Origin of the sequence: Anabaena sp. PCC 7938, assembly GCF_049315035.1 — a bacterium.
GTDB classification, from domain to species: domain Bacteria; phylum Cyanobacteriota; class Cyanobacteriia; order Cyanobacteriales; family Nostocaceae; genus Anabaena; species Anabaena cylindrica.
This window is the reverse complement of the sequence record NZ_CP186034.1, coordinates 2,389,018-2,405,375: the sequence shown is the minus strand read 5'-3', so window position 1 is coordinate 2,405,375 and position 16,358 is coordinate 2,389,018. Positions and strand designations below refer to the sequence as shown.

At 37.2% G+C, this 16,358-nt stretch carries 14 protein-coding genes and 1 pseudogene; 3 read left to right on the top strand and 12 right to left on the bottom strand.

Annotated elements, in window-relative coordinates; genetic code table 11:
- Nucleotides 1-97 precede the first annotated feature (97 nt).
- From ACOWPH_RS11085 to ACOWPH_RS11045, 9 genes and pseudogenes are all read right to left on the bottom strand, one after another.
- Complete coding sequence (locus tag ACOWPH_RS11085; RefSeq protein ID WP_015215444.1) at nucleotides 98-790, bottom strand: CPBP family intramembrane glutamic endopeptidase; 693 nt, start codon at nucleotides 788-790, stop codon at nucleotides 98-100.
- Nucleotides 791-958: 168 nt separating this feature from the next.
- Complete coding sequence (locus tag ACOWPH_RS11080; protein ID WP_015215443.1) at nucleotides 959-1,912, bottom strand: hypothetical protein; 954 nt, start codon at nucleotides 1,910-1,912, stop codon at nucleotides 959-961.
- Nucleotides 1,913-1,929: 17 nt separating this feature from the next.
- A complete protein-coding gene (locus ACOWPH_RS11075) occupies nucleotides 1,930-3,102 on the bottom strand; it encodes an AAA family ATPase (protein ID WP_015215442.1) in 1,173 nt (390 codons plus the stop codon).
- Nucleotides 3,103-3,174: 72 nt separating this feature from the next.
- Nucleotides 3,175-3,576 (bottom strand): HNH endonuclease, encoded by a 402-nt coding sequence (locus ACOWPH_RS11070; RefSeq protein WP_015215441.1) that lies wholly within the window; start codon nucleotides 3,574-3,576, stop codon nucleotides 3,175-3,177.
- Nucleotides 3,573-3,935 (bottom strand): hypothetical protein, encoded by a 363-nt coding sequence (locus ACOWPH_RS11065; RefSeq protein ID WP_015215440.1) that lies wholly within the window; start codon nucleotides 3,933-3,935, stop codon nucleotides 3,573-3,575. Before ACOWPH_RS11065 ends, ACOWPH_RS11070 begins: the two co-directional genes overlap by 4 nt.
- Before the next feature lie 146 nt (nucleotides 3,936-4,081).
- Nucleotides 4,082-6,661: a leucine--tRNA ligase gene (leuS, locus tag ACOWPH_RS11060; RefSeq protein ID WP_015215439.1), complete on the bottom strand. Its 2,580-nt coding sequence runs from the start codon at nucleotides 6,659-6,661 to the stop codon at nucleotides 4,082-4,084.
- Nucleotides 6,662-6,804: 143 nt separating this feature from the next.
- Nucleotides 6,805-7,517, bottom strand: a pseudogene (locus ACOWPH_RS11055) (DUF4351 domain-containing protein).
- Nucleotides 7,518-7,971: 454 nt separating this feature from the next.
- Nucleotides 7,972-9,240 (bottom strand): formylglycine-generating enzyme family protein, encoded by a 1,269-nt coding sequence (locus tag ACOWPH_RS11050; protein ID WP_015215438.1) that lies wholly within the window; start codon nucleotides 9,238-9,240, stop codon nucleotides 7,972-7,974.
- A 303-nt stretch (nucleotides 9,241-9,543) separates the two neighbouring features.
- Entirely contained in the window at nucleotides 9,544-10,680 is a 1,137-nt protein-coding gene (locus tag ACOWPH_RS11045; protein ID WP_015215437.1) for a TRAP transporter substrate-binding protein, read from the bottom strand.
- A gap of 236 nt (nucleotides 10,681-10,916) precedes the next feature.
- Here ACOWPH_RS11045 and ACOWPH_RS11040 point away from each other — a divergent pair, with 236 nt between their 5' ends.
- Both ACOWPH_RS11040 and ACOWPH_RS11035 read left to right on the top strand, forming a co-directional pair.
- Nucleotides 10,917-11,540 carry a TRAP transporter small permease subunit gene (locus tag ACOWPH_RS11040; RefSeq protein WP_015215436.1) on the top strand — a complete coding sequence of 208 codons (624 nt, stop codon included), beginning with the start codon at nucleotides 10,917-10,919 and terminating at the stop codon, nucleotides 11,538-11,540.
- 8 nt (nucleotides 11,541-11,548) lie between these two features.
- Entirely contained in the window at nucleotides 11,549-12,892 is a 1,344-nt protein-coding gene (locus ACOWPH_RS11035) for a TRAP transporter large permease (protein WP_015215435.1), read from the top strand.
- An 89-nt stretch (nucleotides 12,893-12,981) separates the two neighbouring features.
- Here the strand turns inward: ACOWPH_RS11035 and ACOWPH_RS11030 are convergent, their stop codons facing one another.
- Together ACOWPH_RS11030 and ACOWPH_RS11025 are read right to left on the bottom strand one after the other, a co-directional pair.
- On the bottom strand, nucleotides 12,982-13,617 hold the full coding sequence (locus ACOWPH_RS11030; protein ID WP_015215434.1) for an anti-sigma factor family protein: 636 nt from the start codon (nucleotides 13,615-13,617) through the stop codon (nucleotides 12,982-12,984).
- 157 nt (nucleotides 13,618-13,774) lie between these two features.
- Nucleotides 13,775-14,431 carry a sigma-70 family RNA polymerase sigma factor gene (locus ACOWPH_RS11025; RefSeq protein WP_015215433.1) on the bottom strand — a complete coding sequence of 219 codons (657 nt, stop codon included), beginning with the start codon at nucleotides 14,429-14,431 and terminating at the stop codon, nucleotides 13,775-13,777.
- A gap of 497 nt (nucleotides 14,432-14,928) precedes the next feature.
- On the opposite strand from ACOWPH_RS11025, the gene ACOWPH_RS11020 reads away from it, so the two are divergent.
- Nucleotides 14,929-15,729 carry a L,D-transpeptidase gene (locus tag ACOWPH_RS11020; protein ID WP_042465118.1) on the top strand — a complete coding sequence of 267 codons (801 nt, stop codon included), beginning with the start codon at nucleotides 14,929-14,931 and terminating at the stop codon, nucleotides 15,727-15,729.
- 63 nt (nucleotides 15,730-15,792) lie between these two features.
- On the opposite strand, the gene ACOWPH_RS11015 is transcribed toward ACOWPH_RS11020, so the two are convergent.
- A complete protein-coding gene (locus ACOWPH_RS11015; RefSeq protein ID WP_015215431.1) occupies nucleotides 15,793-16,329 on the bottom strand; it encodes a late competence development ComFB family protein in 537 nt (178 codons plus the stop codon).
- Nucleotides 16,330-16,358: the final 29 nt, after the last annotated feature.

The window sequence follows — 16,358 nt, the reverse complement described above, 5'->3', positions numbered from 1 at the left end:
TGTTACAGACTAGCATCCTAATACACCCTACAAATTTGGGATTTTTTTATTTGGAAGTCCCTAAGTGCTACTAAACTAATATGCCATTGCCATATAACTACCCAAAAAAAATCTGCCAAGCCACGATATGAAGAGCTAAATCGGCTATTAAATGGCTAAAGTAGTTACTCCAAATTGAGCGATATCTCCGATAGCATTCTGACCACACAACACCAGCCACAAAAACGAATAAACTTCCTAATAAAACCATGCGCCAGTCAGTAAACACTGCCAAACCAATAGTATGGTGAATTGTGAAAAACAAAGCAGCCAAAAAAACAGCAGTTCTCCCAGAAACTAATTCCTCACATCGACTATAAACAAACCAACGCCAAAAATATTCTTCTATTAGAGCATTAATTAATATGAAATAAGCACCACCAAGTTTAAAAAATAGTTGATTAATATTGCCAACTTTTTGCAATTTGTTTCGCACATCATTTACATTGATCCAATCTCTCAAAAAGAACCAATAAGTTGCAAGAATAATCCCAAACATGAGTAACCCAAGGGCTAATCCAATTAGCCAATCATATCGCGTGGGTTTAGAGATTTTCAAAGGCTTGCGCTCAACCCATAATAACCAAGCAACAGGCAAAAAAAGCAACCAAAGCTGACACATGACTAGTATAGTCTGCCCAATTATTCCAGGAGCAATCAGCAGTGACATGACTGCACCAATACTAGTAAATGGCACACTAATCAATAAAGCAAACAAAGAACGACGACGCTGAGTTAACTGCATCAGCATACAAGTACCTAATATGTATTCATGAGTTGAACTCAGCTTAATTTAGAAATCCATCAAGTAGAAAGTGATACAGACAGTTTTTTGCCTGTCTAACTATTTATTATACGGAAACTTTCCGTGTATCACACTAAGCAACTCAGGAAGAGAAAGGATTACAAGCATTATTCATTATTCTATTAATTCGTATAAACTCTTAAAGAAAAAAGGAATATGATTTTCAACAATACAATCTTGTTTTGAATAAAATGTACCAATTTTTAAAGATAACTGTTCTCTAAATTTATAGGGTGAATGATTCCAATTATCATCAGGTGAAATTTGTCGCCAATATTCTTTAGATTTAACAAGCATTAATACAGCATTTATTAACTTATTTTTATAATCCAAATCTTGATTATTTTCATACTCTTCTTGCCAAGAATATTGAAATTTATCTATTTCCATATCATCAAAATTAGAAAGATGACTAATTCTCTTAATTACTCTTGACCAATGATTGTGTAAATCGGCATCATTATTCATATCATTAACCATATCTAAATAAATTTTTTCTAAATTAACAGGAGTTTGTTTATATAAAGGATAAATAGTATATTGATTATCAAAAACTTCTTGAATATCGGGTTTTAAAAAATAAGCTTCTTTATGAATTAAGCCAGTAATCCATATTCGATGATGATTGATATTAGAATCATTTATATTTCCTTGATGATAAAGATTATAAAAAATATCTTCTGTATTCTCAAAAATATAATCTTCTTTAATATTTGCTAATTGAACATCTAAATCTACAACAGCAAAAAGTTCATCAGGACTTAAAAATGATTTACTATTATCAGCATTATGTAAATCTAAAATTCCAAAAAATGTATTTAAAACATCATTTCTATCTCCACAATTAAAAAAAATTGGTCTATATTGCTTCCACCATGTTGGTACACAAGCATGATAAAAATTAGCATCTGGCATTTGTTCCATTTGCTTATATAATTGCGGTGAACGTCTACCTTCTACTTTTGGTGGAATAAGACCTTCGCAGAGAATGACAATTTTATTTCTAATTCTGCTATCTTGAATAATTTTTAAACAATGTTCTTTTAGTTCCTGCTTATTAAAACTCATATTCTTGATTCGGTCTATTATTGAATTGTTCTTGCTTGTAATTTTGGGTCTAATTCCTTAACATGAGCAGGTGTAACTGCATTACACAATTCATAAGAGTGAGTTGCAAGAATATATTGATTAGTCGCACCCCATTCTTCTAAATCTCTAACTATTTGATATTGCCAATCAGGATGAAATGATATTTCAAGTTCATCCATTAATACAATAGCATCTTCTATTTTATTATGTTTTAGCCACATATATATACATAATCTTTTTAATTCTCCATGACTTAAATCTTCTGGATAAAGTTCTGTATCATCACCATCAATTTTAAAATTAATTCCAGATAAATCAGGTTGTACATTAATTTTCTTGTTACTTAAAAGATTGTTGAGTTCGTCTAATAGTTTTACATAATTATTACCATAATTTCCCCTTTGTTCTACAGCTTGTTTAAAATCTTCATCCCGTGCTTTTTTGAATGCTTCAAGCAGAATATCTATTGATAGAAAGTCATAAGTAAAAAATCCGGGTAATTTAGAATTAGCTGCTTTAATTTGTTGATAATAGTTAGTTTGATTGTTAGCTTGAGTTTTAAATAGTGACTTTCTGTTATCTGGTTGTAGCAATAGAAATATTTGTGAAATATGAGCAGTTAGAAATATTTTATTTGATAATTCAATTACAAACTTATTCACTTCATCTATATCTATTCCATCAAATTGAAAAAATAATGCCTCATTTTGAGCAGATTGGAAATTACAAATAAAGGATAAAGTAATATGTTTGTCTGATTTTTCTTCATAAAAACTCATTAATTTAATTTCATTATCTTGATTGAATAAATTAACAATAGAAGATTCTATATACTCACCATTTAACAAATTTAAAATATAAGATTGACTACAAATAAAAAAATCAAGTGTTACAGTCTTATTGCCATCCCAAATATTAATAATAGCTAATGTCCTTTGTCCAGATTCATGATTAACCTGAAAACCATCAAGTAAATTTTGTATAAACTCCACTCTATCAGGATTACCTGAACAGTGTAACAGCACAAAAATCAATTGTAACAATGTACTTTTACCACCACCATTTTGACTCCCAAGAGGAAAAATACGAGGAGTAAATTCTTTCTCAAAAGTAATATCTACATTTTTTAAAGCTCGAAAATCAGGTACTTGGATTCTTTGTATGTGCATAAATATATTTATTGTTGTAACTTGATAAATTATACATACTATACTGCAAATTAGTTTATATAGTTGCGAATTTTACGGAAATAATCCCAAACGAATCCATAATTGCCTTGCTATCACTTGTGATTGACTATTTAAATCTAAACTGTTTACAGTTACTCTTCCAATAGGTGTTATACCTATAATCAAACCCGTTTCAGAATTAACTTGAAAATGATCTTCCCATCTATCTTCTCTAGGATTAAAAAGACGAACTTCTGTATTAGATTCAGGATCTATTTCACTAAGACGAGATCCTTTTCGCAGATTACAAGAACGACAAGCAAGAGCTAAATTACTTTCAACATTAGCACCTCCACGAGAAGTAGGAACTATATGTTCAAGTTCAAAGGGAAAATTAAATACTAATTCCGGTGCATGACAATATTCACAGCGATGAAAAGCCCGATCTGCTACCAGATGATAAAATGGATTCATTGACTCAACTGTTGTGCTAAGGATGCAGTTCTGGCTGTAGCAGCATTGAGTTCAGCATTAACAAGATTATCTAATTCAATTTGTATTTCTGGAGGAAGTGTCTGTCCTTGATCTCGTGCTGTTCTCCACATACTCATAAGTTCGGATAAACGTTGTTTTTGCTCGTTAGTGAAAAATTGATCAGGACGAAAGTTATCAATAATTAATAATGCTCGAAATTCAACTTCACCTAACTGTATAGTCAAAGCATCTAAAGCTTGACCGGCAGTTTTGCCAATAGACTGTTTATCTCCAGAAATGGCACAATAAGATTTTTCTCCACTGGCATTTGATGTAGGTACAATAGCAACTGTAGTCATAATGCTGAACAAGGATATCTGTTATTTTATCTATTATAGTCTGTAGGTTGGGTTGACGTAAGGAAACCCAACATCAACCAACAATAATAAATGTGTTGAGTTGCATTTCATTTAACCCAACCTACAAACTTTGTGTGAGAAAAAAACTAACCCAAAACGAAATTCACCAACTTACCAGGAACAACAATTACCTTCTTGATTTCCTTCCCTTCAATATAACGTTGTGCAACCTCAGACTCACGAGCATATTTTTCCAACTCCGCTTTATCAGCTTGCGAAGGAACTTGAATAGAACCGCGAGTTTTACCCATAATTTGAATTACCAAAGTAATTTCATCAGCTATCAAAGCCGCAGGATCAAAACTTGGCCAAGTTTGGGTATGCACAGAATTTTTGTTCCCCAACAACTGCCACAATTCATCACCAATATGTGGTGCAAAAGGCGCTAACAAAATCACCAAAGTTTGAATCCCTTCCGCATAAATTGGTGAATTATTACATTTAGCATCAGTCAACGCATTACTTAACTTCATCAATTCCGAAATTGCGGTATTGAATTGATATTCATCTTCCACATCTTCCGTAATTGCTTGAATTGCAATATGAATTGCCCGACGCAAATCTTTTTCAACTTTACTTAATTTATCAAGTTCAGCTTTTTGCTTACAAACTCCCGCAGCAGCATAATCTGTAACTAAGCGCCAAACCCGATTTAAAAAGCGGAATTGCCCCTCAACATCAGCCTCATCCCATTCCAAATCTTTTTCAGGAGGTGCTTTAAATAAAATGAACATTCGCGCTGTATCAATGCCATATTTATTAATCACATCTTCCGGTGCAACACCATTTCCTTTTGATTTGGACATGGTAGCATAGAGACGTTGTAAAGGTTCTCCAGTTTGCGGATCTACAGGATTATTAGCATCAACTAAATGAGAAGGAATCCATTTATCCTTACCACCTTTATTCGGGTTCATATAAGTTAAACCCTGTACCATTCCCTGAGTTAATAGACGTTGAAATGGTTCATCAAAGTTAAATAAACCTCTATCTCTCAATACTTTGGTGAAGAACCGGGAATACAATAAATGTAAAATTGCGTGTTCAATTCCCCCCACATATTGATCTACAGGCATCCAATCATTAACTTTACTGGAATCAAATATCTTTTCTTCATTCTTCGCGTCAGCATAACGCAAGTAATACCAAGAAGAATCAATAAAAGTATCCATTGTGTCAGTTTCCCGTTTTGCAGGAGTACCGCAAGTTGGACAAGGCACATTTACCCAACTTTCTAATTGTGCTAAAGGTGAACCACCACGGCCACTTAATTCAATATCTTCTGGTAATTGTACAGGTAAATCTGCATCAGGTACAGGCACAATCCCACAATTAGGACAGTGAATAACAGGGATAGGTGCGCCCCAATAACGTTGACGAGAAATTAACCAATCTCTGAGGCGATATTGTATTCTTAATTTACCGAAATTTTGTTTTTCTGCAAATTCGATAATTGCTTTTTTAGCCTCTAGAGAATTCATCCCGTTGAAGTCACCGGAATTAACTAAAATTCCCGCTTCTGTATAAGCTGATTTTAAAGTTTCCTCTGCACCAACTTCTGGGACAATTACAACTTTGATAGCTAAATTCTGTTCTTTGGCAAATTTGAAATCTCGCACGTCATGGGCTGGTACACCCATGACCGCACCTGTACCATATTCATAGAGAACATAATCTGCAATCCATACGGGTACTTCTTCGCCGGTGAAAGGATTCACGACTTTTCCACCTGTAGGAATACCGCGTTTTGGTTTATCTTCCGCAGTTCGTTCTAACTCGCTTTGGTTGCTGACTTCTTTAATAAAGGCTTCTACTGCTGCTTTTTGTTCTGAAGTGGTGACAATTTGAGTTAAAGGGTGTTCTGGGGCTAATACGACGTAGCTAACACCATAAACGGTGTCGGGACGGGTGGTGTAAACGCCGATTTTCTCCTCTGAACCAACAATAGGAAATTCTAAATATGCACCGGTGGATTTTCCTATCCAGTTGGCTTGCATTAATTTGACTCGTTCTGGCCAACCGGTGAGTTTATCTAAGTCATTTAATAATTCTTCGGCGTAATCAGTAATTTTGAAAAACCATTGACGCAATAATTTACGTTCAACTATCGCACCACTGCGCCAAGAACGTCCTTCGTTATCAACTTGTTCATTGGCTAATACGGTTTGGTCAATGGGGTCCCAGTTAACTGCGGCTTCTCTTTGGTAAGCTAAACCAGCTTGTAAAAATTGTAGAAAAATCCATTGCGTCCATTTGTAATAATCTGGAGAACAGGTAGCAACTTCACATTCCCAATCTAAGGATAAACCCAGACGCTGTAATTGTTGCCGCATTTGGGCAATATTTTGATATGTCCATTTAGCAGGGGGTACACCTCTATCAATGGCGGCGTTTTCTGCGGGTAATCCAAAAGCATCCCAACCCATTGGATGTAATACCCGATACCCTTGCATCCGTTTGAGGCGGGCAATTACATCTGTAATTGTATAGTTACGGACGTGTCCCATGTGTAAGCTACCGGATGGGTAAGGGAACATGGAAAGCGCGTAAAATTTTGGCTTGTTTTGATCTTGAGGTGTTTTATCTAAGCCAAGTTCTAACCATGTTTTTTGCCATTTTTCCTCAATTGCGGCTGGGTGGTATAACGTTTTCTGGGGGGACTCCACAACTAAAACTCCTAATGCTGTTACCTAATTTTGCTATTGTGGCATAATTGTAGATATCGAACATGAATTAGCCTCACGCAAAGGCGCAAAGACGCAAAGGTAAGAGTTTTTAAGGTTAATTTCAGCGAAGTTAGTCTCTTGATTTAGCAATGTTCCAGCCAAGTTTCTAAGTCTGTAACTGAAGTAAAATCTAATAAGGCTTCTCCTAATTCTTCAAGTTTCTCAAGAGGTAATTCTTGGACTTTTTGAATTAATGAAGAATCAATTTCGCCAATTCGGCGATTTAATTGACGGATAATTAGACGCTGTTCTCCTTCTTGTTTAGCTAGTTCTCGGTCTTGTTGGTAAAGTGGTGCTAAACGCATAATCAACTCCTGATCTTCTGTTTGTGAACTTTGATTGATTTTTAAATTTTTCTGGAGGTTGTAGAGTAGTTCTAAGGTGTTTTTGACGTAAGGTTTATTTAATGGTAACGCAGCTAATTCGTCAATTGCTCGTTTTTGGACTGCGCCTCTACCTAAAAGTCTTAACCACAGTGTTTCTTGAGTTTGTGGTAATTGATGAATGACAACAATTGCAGTGTGTAATGATTTTGTTGGGTAAATTGTCAGAATCAGGATATCCAGGATTAAAGGATGAACAGGATGAAAACCAGAACTTTTATCACCAATCGCCCGCTTCAACTAGATAACTAGCAACTTGAGTTAATGGTTGTTTGATTGGGAAATGGTGTATATAATACATCTATTTCTCGGATTTCTCCAGCTACTTGACTGGCTGCTTGCACTTCTCTGAATGGTTTGAGTAATTCTTCTAAATAATCTTTTGCGAATTTGTCATGTATAAAGCGAGTCATGTTTGGAGTTGGGCGGAGTTAATTATGTAATTTTATAGATGCCGATTATACTACAGGCTACAGATACCCAACTGCTTAAAGAAGTCGGGTATCCACTAAGTTTATCTATTTGACTAAATCCTAAGTTTTTTGTATTATAAATATGGGTTCTTTGGTACTTACTATGCTAAATTAACCCATAAAATTTAAAAATCCTTGCCATATAAGGATTATAGGTTAATCCATCGGTTGATTCAACATAAATTGCCATCAAAAATAGTAAAGCCCTTTATTTATAAGGGTTTTGGGGAAAATAAACTCATATTTGGCATAACAAGTAATGAAGAGCCTAAATATATAAGGTCATAAACCACGACCAAACCAGAAAAAAATATTTTTGCTCGTCCCACTTTGTTACACTGGAGAAGGTAAAATAAAAAGAAGGGCAGAGGGCAAAAAACAAGAGTATAAAGCGCTACAAAGATTTAGATAATACGACTACACGCAACCCTACAAATATAGCCCAATCTTCAGCCGAAGCCCTGTTACGATACGCGGAACGACAAGTGCAGGCGAGGTCAAACCAAGAGCCACCACGCAAAATAGTCATATCGTGACAGTTACTAGCACGCCACGAACTTCCATCATTAGGAGCATTTATATAATCTCTGTGCCACTTATCTTCGCACCACTCCCATACATTACCACACATATCATATAAACCACAGGGGTTAGCAGGAAGTTTTCCTACATCTGTGGTTTTTTCTCGAAACTCTCCTTTTTGTCCCTGTCCATAATTAGCAGGATAAACTGTATCCCATATTTTCCAGTCAGTTCCTCGGTAATTTGCTAAATCGGTGGAAATCGTTTCCCCAAAATAAAAGGGTGTAGTTGTTCCCCCACGACAAGCATATTCCCATTCAGATTCGCTGGGTAAGCGATAGACTTTATTTGTCTTTTTGGAAAGTCTAGCACAAAATTCTTGAGCATCATCGCATGATACACACTCAATTGGTAAGTTATCACTTTTAAAGGATGATGGATCAGGTTCTAAATCAATATTAACTTTGGGTAAAGTAGCTACAAGTCGCCATTGTTTTTGAGTGACTGGATATTTACCCATAAAAAATGGGGGAACAGTAACTTGATGCTGTGGACTTTCGGAAGAACTTCGGCCTTCCTCACTTTCTGGAGAACCCATAATAAAAGTCCCTCCAGGAATATATACCATTTCTAAAAATACGTCATTTCCTAAGTCCTCGGCAAAATACTTGGCACTTTGGGTAACGCTTTTAATTTCTGTCCCATTTGGATTGATCTGAACAGTTTCAAACTGGAAAGTTTTTAACTGATAACCAGATTTATTTTTTTCTGCTTCTAATAGGTCTTTTGCTATTTTTTCGCTTTCTAGCAGTTCCTGGCGGCTTTTGGCTTTTATACTGACTTCTTTATCGCCGACTTTGACACTAATTTCTATGGGTTTGTCTCCCAGGCGATCGCTCAAAAAGCTTAAAAACCCTTTAATATTTTTTATACTGACTTCCGCTGTCAGCACTCCGACTAAAGTGGCGAACCCCTTGCTTCCTGCTTCTGGGTTAAAATTTTCAGTGCGGTCTGCTTTGACTACTTCATCCAAATTACGCAATTCTGGCAGTAATTGACGTGCTATTTTTTCCCGCCTGTCATCATCCAATTCTGGGTCATCAAGAGCAAAAGTAAATTGAATTGTGCGGTTATCCGTCATATTCACACCCAGAGTCTCATTATATCCTTATCAATAAAATATACAGTAAAATTCTCCACTTTCGTGTAAAAAAAAGGTGGAAATTTTTGGATTGGAAAGTAGCGCGTTTTCCAGAACCCTTGTAGAGAAGTTCCATGAAACATCTCTACATTATTTTTTGGAAGTCCATTGAAAAAATGGCATTGCTAAACTGAAGTATGAAATTGAAAAATCAATCATTTCAAACTCTTACTCTCTGTGACTCTGCGCCTCTGCGAGAAACAAAATCATACTCTTAATCAGCAACGCCCATAAAACTCTCAATTACTCTGCTTTCAGCTTCCCGTAAGCATAACGGCTAAAACTCCCCTCATTCAGATTATTCCACGTATACATCCGATCTCTAAAGGGTTTCCACTGTTCATAAACAGCTTTAAAATCAGCATCTTTAGCAGCAAATTCATCATATAAAGCAAAAGATGCTTTTTCCGCTGCTTCCAAAATTTCTTGACTATAAGGACGAACTTGAGTTCCAGTTTTTAATAGTCTTTCTAATGCCTCATTATTGCGGGCATCATAACGAGCTAACATTGTTGTATTCGACTGATGTGCAGCTGTTTCTAAAGCTGCTTGGTATTGAGATGGTAGCTTTTTCCATTCATCTAAATTAATTTGTACTTCCAGAGTTGGGCCTGGTTCCCACCAACCTGGGTAATAGTAAAATTTAGCAACTTTATTTAAACCTAATTTTTCATCATCATAAGGTCCTACCCATTCAGCGGCATCTATTGCACCTGTTTGTAAGGCTTGAAAAATTTCTCCTCCTGGAAGATTCTGCACTGTTACGCCTAATTTAGCCATAACTTGACCCCCTAAGCCGGGAATCCGCATTTTTAAGCCTTTGAGGTCATTAAGTGTTTTGACTTCTTTGCGAAACCATCCACCCATTTGTGTGCCAGTATTTCCCGCAGGAAACTGAATCACATTAAATTTACGTGCGTAAATTTCCTGTAGTTTGGCTAAACCTCCCCCTTCATATAACCAAGCGTTTTGTTGTTGGCCATTGAGTCCAAAAGGTACTGATGTACCAAAAGCTAAGGTAGGACTTTTACCAATATAGTAATAAGCGGCAGTATGACCCGCTTGCACTGCACCTTGAGAAACAACATTGAGAACTTCTAATCCAGGGGCTATTTCACCGGCTGCACGAGGTTCGATAATAAATTTACCGTTGGTAAGAACTTTGACACGTTCTGCTAAGACCTGCGCTCCGCCAAAAATGGTTTCTAAGGATAATGGCCAACTTGTAGCCATTTGCCATTTAATGGTGGGCAGGTTATTGGTATCAGTTTGACCATTTGCGGCTGTATTTTGGGCTTTTTGACAGCCAGCGACTATTGCCACACCTGTAGCTGCGATCGCACTTTGAGATAATCTGTTAACAATAGCTCGACGTTTCATAAAAATTAATACTATTTACTAACCATAATATTTTCTCACAATACCATTATTAGGCAACAATTCAGGTAAAATAAGGTGCTTTAATGGTGAAAATTCAGGAGTCAGAATATTTGCTTATCTCAAGAATATCAAGGAGCAAGTATTTTAAAAGTTGATTCATCTCGACTTGATAAGTATTATTTATACTGAATTTTCGGTGTTATTTTCTCAATTCTTACCTTGAATTTATATGTTATATGCGTAACTCAAAAAGATTAACTATCATCAGCAAGCTGTTAAAATTTTCGCAGTTTATTGATAGTTGTGCTGATAAATTTGGATGGTTATCTAATTGGCTAGTATTACTCACAATTGGAATCGGTTTTTTTAATGTTGTAGTCCGTTATCTCGGCCGTTTTATAGGAGTACAATTATCTTCTAATGCCTTATTAGAATTGCAATGGTATCTATTTTCGCTAACTTTCTTATTCGGCTTTGTTTATATTTTACGGCATGGAGAAAATGTGCGGGTTGATTTTCTCTATACTAATATGAATGAGAAAAAACGCGCATTAGTTGATTTTCTGGGAACAATTTTATTTTTAATCCCCTTTTGTCTAATTGGTATTTGGGTGACATTCAATCCTGTTTTACAATCTTGGGGAAGGTCAAGTGATGGCAGTTGGGGAACATGGGAAGTATCTTCTGACGCTAATGGCTTACCCCGCGCACCGATAAAAACTATGGTTCCCATAGCGTTATTATTTCTACTTTTACAGAGTATTTCTCAAGCAATTAAATATCTAGCCGTATTATTAGGCTATCAACAAGTAGCGGAACAAATTAGATTAGAAACTTCAGAAAATATCAATATTGAATAGGAGAAATTATGGGTTTTGAATGGTTAGCCATTTTAATGTTTATCGGCTTTTTCTTTATTCTCATGAGTGGCTTTCCTGTCGCTTTTTCCTTTGCAGGTACAGCCATAATTTTTGGACTAATTGGTACAGCAGTAGGGGCTTTTAATCCCAGTCGGCTGCTACTATTACCTAATAGTTGGTTTGGTACAATGTCGAATTTTACTCTATTAGCTATTCCCTTTTTTGTTTTTCTAGGTGCAGTTTTAGAAAAGTCAGGATTAGCTGAGGAGTTATTAGAAACTATTGGCATTATTTTAAGTCGTGTTCGGGGAGGGTTAGCTTTAGCAGTTGTCTTAGTGGGAACTGTTTTAGCTGCTACAACCGGAGTCGTCGCCGCCACAGTAATTGTCATGGGGATGTTATCATTACCTGTAATGTTACGCTATGGCTATGATAAACAATTAGCTGCGGGGGTAATAGTTGCTTCCGGTACTTTAGCCCAGTTAATTCCTCCTAGTTTAGTATTAGTAATTCTTAGCGATCAAATTGGTGTTTCTGTAGGGGATTTATTTTTAGGGGCATTAATTCCCGGATTAATGTTATCTGGTTCTTATATTCTCTATATCTTAGGACTAGCCTTTTTTCAACCAGAGAAAGTTCCACCTATTCCTGCTGATGTGGTAATTCCCAAAGGTAGTCAATTAATTAAACAAGTTTTTAAAGCCGTTGTTCCCCCGATTATTTTAATTTTTGCAGTATTAGGCAGTATTTTCTTTGGTGTTGCCACTCCCACAGAAGCAGGGGCTGTCGGTGCGGTTGGGGCTTCTGTTCTTGCAGCTTTTAATAAACGTCTCACACCACAATTAATTCGTGATGCTGCTCATTCTACCGCAGTGATTACATCTTTAGTGGTGATGATTTTGTTTTGTTCTTCTATGTTTAGTTTGGTGTTTGATGCTTTAGGTGGCAAAACTCTTATTACTAATTTATTAACGGGTTTGCCAGGAGGATATTGGGCATTTTTAATTGTTAGCAATTTAGCAATTTTTGCTCTTGGAGTTTTCCTTGAATTTATTGAAATTTGCTTTATTGCTATGCCTTTATTTGTGCCAGCAGCCCAGGCTTTAAATATTGATATGGTTTGGTTTGGGGTGGTAATGGCGATTAATTTACAAACGGCGTTTATTTCTCCACCTGTGGGCTTTTCTTTGTTTTATTTACAAAGTGTTGCCCCTAAAGAAGTGAGTACCTTTGATATTCATAAAAGTGCTATTCCTTTTATGATTTTACAGTTTATTGTGTTATTAATTGTGATTATTTTCCCGCAAACAGTGCGCTGGTTAATTGATATTTCGGCAACTACGGGAACTTGAAAAATAATTGGGCTTGGGTATACTTGATGAATAAAAAAATTTCTCCAACTAGATGGCTGTTGGAGTAGTTAACGCTCAGGGTAAATTGATTAGTTGATGTCTAACTCTGTGTCTTTTACCGGAGTCTCGGACTGATTACTTGGCTTTTTTGGGGAAGCTATTGCTGTTTTGGGAATTTCAATGACTGGGTTGTTTAAGGCTACCATCAGCGGTGAAGTAGAAACTGCTGGCTGTGTGGTTGCAGCTATTGGTTGTATTTGCTGTTGTGCTAATTGCATTTTTGAGCCACTACCTGGAATTAATCCAGATATTGTCCCCACAACACAAGCAGCTGCGGCTGCACTACCTACCATCCAAATTAACTGAGAACGGCAACGTAAGCGTTTCCAGACTTGCTTGAATGTTTCCTCTGCTGAATTTTGCTCTTCTGGCAGTGGTATGGTTTTTAGACCTTGCCTCAGTTTTAATAGTCTCTGATACAAGCATTTGACTGAGTTATCATTTGCCAGCCATTCTTCTACTTGCCTACGTTCAACTGCTGTGACTTCGCCATCAAGGTAAGCACTCAATAACTCGAAGCGGTCAGCTTCGCTGTGTCGTAGGCTATCTCGCTTCTGTATATCCATAGCACCCGTTGATTCATTGGTATGATTAGCCATTCCATCTGAGACATCCGAAGGAAGTTGTGAGTGGGAACGGTCGTAAAATTGAGAATCAGTATTCATCTTAACGTTTTTACCAATTCATACACGGGAAAACACAGCGAATAAATTTGGGAATTTAAGCAATTTTGCTCCTAAATGGCAGAAAAAATGTGTATTTTTCCGATATTCTTAATATTTCTTAAATTCTGCCTTGGAATTGAGGAAAGATATTGCAATTTTAGTTATCTAGATAAATTTGCAACTGGGTTTGCAATCTGGATCTAGCTCTAGCTATTCTCGACTTGACAGTTCCTAAGGAAACCCCGGTGATTTCGGCAATTTCTTCATATGCCATCCCTTCAATTTCTCTTAAGACAATAGTAGTACGGAACACCTCTGGTAAATCAGCGATCGCTTCTCGCAGTTGTTCGTAAAATTCTCTAGTTGTCAGTTCTTCCTCAGGGCCGGGTGTATCGCCAGCAATTTCCCAGTCCATCTCACCATCTTCTACCGAGCGGGGAGCATCTAGTGATAGGGGACTAACAAATCGCTTACGTTTACGCAACTCGTCATAAAACAAGTTGGTAGCAATCCGGCTTAACCAGCCTCGAAATTTAGCAGGTTCTTGTAATCGGTTGATATTCCGATACACACGAATCCAAACTTCTTGGGCTAAATCGGCTCTGTCAGACCAATCAGGAGCTAGATGGTATAACACCCTATCGACCTGAGTCTGATAGCGTCGTAACAGTTCTGCAAAGGCAGCGCGCTCTGGACGCAATCCTGCTTGACAGCGCAAAATGAGATCGTGATTTGAGAGTTTGTCAACTTGCACCGATGCTTCCGAATAAGTTGCATCAACAGCTGACCAGGATACAGTAATCGATTGACTCATAGATCGTACTGGCGTTAATTCATCCCCTTCTATTAGACTTGATCATTTGTCAGAAGTTCCTGCGGTAGGTGACGGATTTATGACCGGAACACGGAAATATAAGAAAAGATACCCTTTCTTGTAGAAGCCAACCTTATTATTTATGGAGGCAAACGGTCTTGCAGGAGGCAAAGAGGCAGATTTCTTGTTTCATCAGCTTTTGAGGCTTTTAAAACTGAGTAGTTATTTCTGTCATTTTCCATTAGGGAGAGTCCCTAGAAGAAAAAAAAGGCTGGTTTCAAATTCTTTTGAGAATTAGCCATAATAGGGAAAATTGTGTTCAGATTTACAAATGACCACTAGGGCTTGACAAAAGTCAGTATTTACAAATCATGGAAGTATTGGCAAATGCATGAGAAAAATGAAAATTTTTGATAAGTTTTTTGCTAGTTGGCTGTTCACAACAGGCAATTAGTCATTCACGGTCAGCCAGGTATGTCAGGGATAAACAATAAGCGATGGCAATGGCAAGAAATGAATCTGTAGCGCGGATGGTAATGTTCCTGTGTTTTGGTACAGCAATTTTATCTTTGGCTGTCCATTGGCACATTATGAAAACGACAGGACAGTTAAATCAGTCTGCATCCACTACATTAAGGCAAAATTCTACCCCCCGCACCGACTCTAATAAAAATCGTTCTGAAGGCATTGGCATTGGGGAACCTGCTTTAGCTGAATCTGTAGCCCCTGCAAAGCCAAAGGCTAAATTGGGACAAGGAAACAAAGATGTAGCTAATACTGCGGTTACACCAAAACAGACAAAGTTGGTAGTTCCCAGAAAAGAAGAAAATCAGAAGACAAATAATAGTCCCAAAGGTTTTTTCTTTCCGGGTGTGGCTCAAGCCAAATCTGTCCAAGGACTAGGATCTAGTCAGACACAAGTGGTAGTTAATTTAAGCGATCGCCGTGTCTATGTTTATCGCTATGATCAAGTAATAGCTAGTTACCCTATTGCTGTAGGTAAAAAAGGCTGGGAAACGCCCACGGGTGATTTTCAAGTCATGCACATGGAACACCATCCAATTTGGCGGCATCCCATTACTGGCAAAGTATTTGAACCAGGTACTGATAGTCCTTTGGGAGACAGATGGATTGGTTTTTGGTCAGATGGACGCAACGAAATTGGCTTTCATGGCACACCTAACACCGATTTAGTGGGAGCAGCTGTGTCTCATGGTTGCTTAAGAATGCGTAATTCTGATGTCAAAATGTTATATAGCCAGGTAGATATAGGCACGCCAGTATTGGTGCGTAACTGAAACGGCAACTGAGCAAAGTCATTAGTTTTTTCTTCAAGAACTAATGACCAATGCCCAATAATGTTATTTTTGTTCAAAATTAGGCGCGTAAACTTGGAGTAAGGTACTGACTTGATGTAAAACTTCGTTTCCGGTGCTTTTGCTCAGGGCTTGACGTTCTGGGAAGAAATTCGGTTGGTCTAAGTAACGATCTATTGCTTCCCCTACTTGCTGAGAAATAAATTCATAAAGTTCTGTCTTGGCACGTTTACGTTGGTACTTTGCACCTTCCTCTGTCGTCGCATATAAGGGTGGCAGACGGTTGAGGGCATAAGCTGTGATATCCCCCACATCCAGAGAACTTTCACAACTGGCTTCAATTTCTGCTACTTTAGCGATCACCTCAGTCAGTACCAATTCTTCCATGACGTTAATAAATTGTTTGCGCGGTACTGCTACTACTTCACCAGTCAACAATGACCCCATAAGTCGATCAAGCGCCATGTACTCTTCAATTGAAAGATCCGAGGCGTTGTCACAAATTCGTCCGACTTCGGCTTCCATTGCTGGTGTTAGATAACCATCCAGGAGAGCTTGTTCTACAATTTTTTCAATACTCATAATTATCAATTATCACGATTAAATTTAAG

Bases quoted from the DNA above. Each gene is read 5' to 3' on its own strand.
- ACOWPH_RS11045 (WP_015215437.1), bottom strand. From the start codon at position 10,680: ATGAAACGTCGAGCTATTGTTAACAGATTATCTCAAAGTGCGATCGCA.
- ACOWPH_RS11030 (WP_015215434.1), bottom strand. From the start codon at position 13,617: ATGAATACTGATTCTCAATTTTACGACCGTTCCCACTCACAACTTCCT.
- ACOWPH_RS11070 (WP_015215441.1), bottom strand. From the start codon at position 3,576: ATGAATCCATTTTATCATCTGGTAGCAGATCGGGCTTTTCATCGCTGT.
- ACOWPH_RS11040 (WP_015215436.1), top strand. From the start codon at position 10,917: ATGCGTAACTCAAAAAGATTAACTATCATCAGCAAGCTGTTAAAATTT.
- ACOWPH_RS11085 (WP_015215444.1), bottom strand. From the start codon at position 790: ATGCTGATGCAGTTAACTCAGCGTCGTCGTTCTTTGTTTGCTTTATTG.
- ACOWPH_RS11020 (WP_042465118.1), top strand. From the start codon at position 14,929: ATGGCAATGGCAAGAAATGAATCTGTAGCGCGGATGGTAATGTTCCTG.
- ACOWPH_RS11080 (WP_015215443.1), bottom strand. From the start codon at position 1,912: ATGAGTTTTAATAAGCAGGAACTAAAAGAACATTGTTTAAAAATTATT.
- ACOWPH_RS11075 (WP_015215442.1), bottom strand. From the start codon at position 3,102: ATGCACATACAAAGAATCCAAGTACCTGATTTTCGAGCTTTAAAAAAT.
- ACOWPH_RS11015 (WP_015215431.1), bottom strand. From the start codon at position 16,329: ATGAGTATTGAAAAAATTGTAGAACAAGCTCTCCTGGATGGTTATCTA.
- ACOWPH_RS11065 (WP_015215440.1), bottom strand. From the start codon at position 3,935: ATGACTACAGTTGCTATTGTACCTACATCAAATGCCAGTGGAGAAAAA.
- ACOWPH_RS11035 (WP_015215435.1), top strand. From the start codon at position 11,549: ATGGGTTTTGAATGGTTAGCCATTTTAATGTTTATCGGCTTTTTCTTT.
- ACOWPH_RS11050 (WP_015215438.1), bottom strand. From the start codon at position 9,240: ATGACGGATAACCGCACAATTCAATTTACTTTTGCTCTTGATGACCCA.
- ACOWPH_RS11025 (WP_015215433.1), bottom strand. From the start codon at position 14,431: ATGAGTCAATCGATTACTGTATCCTGGTCAGCTGTTGATGCAACTTAT.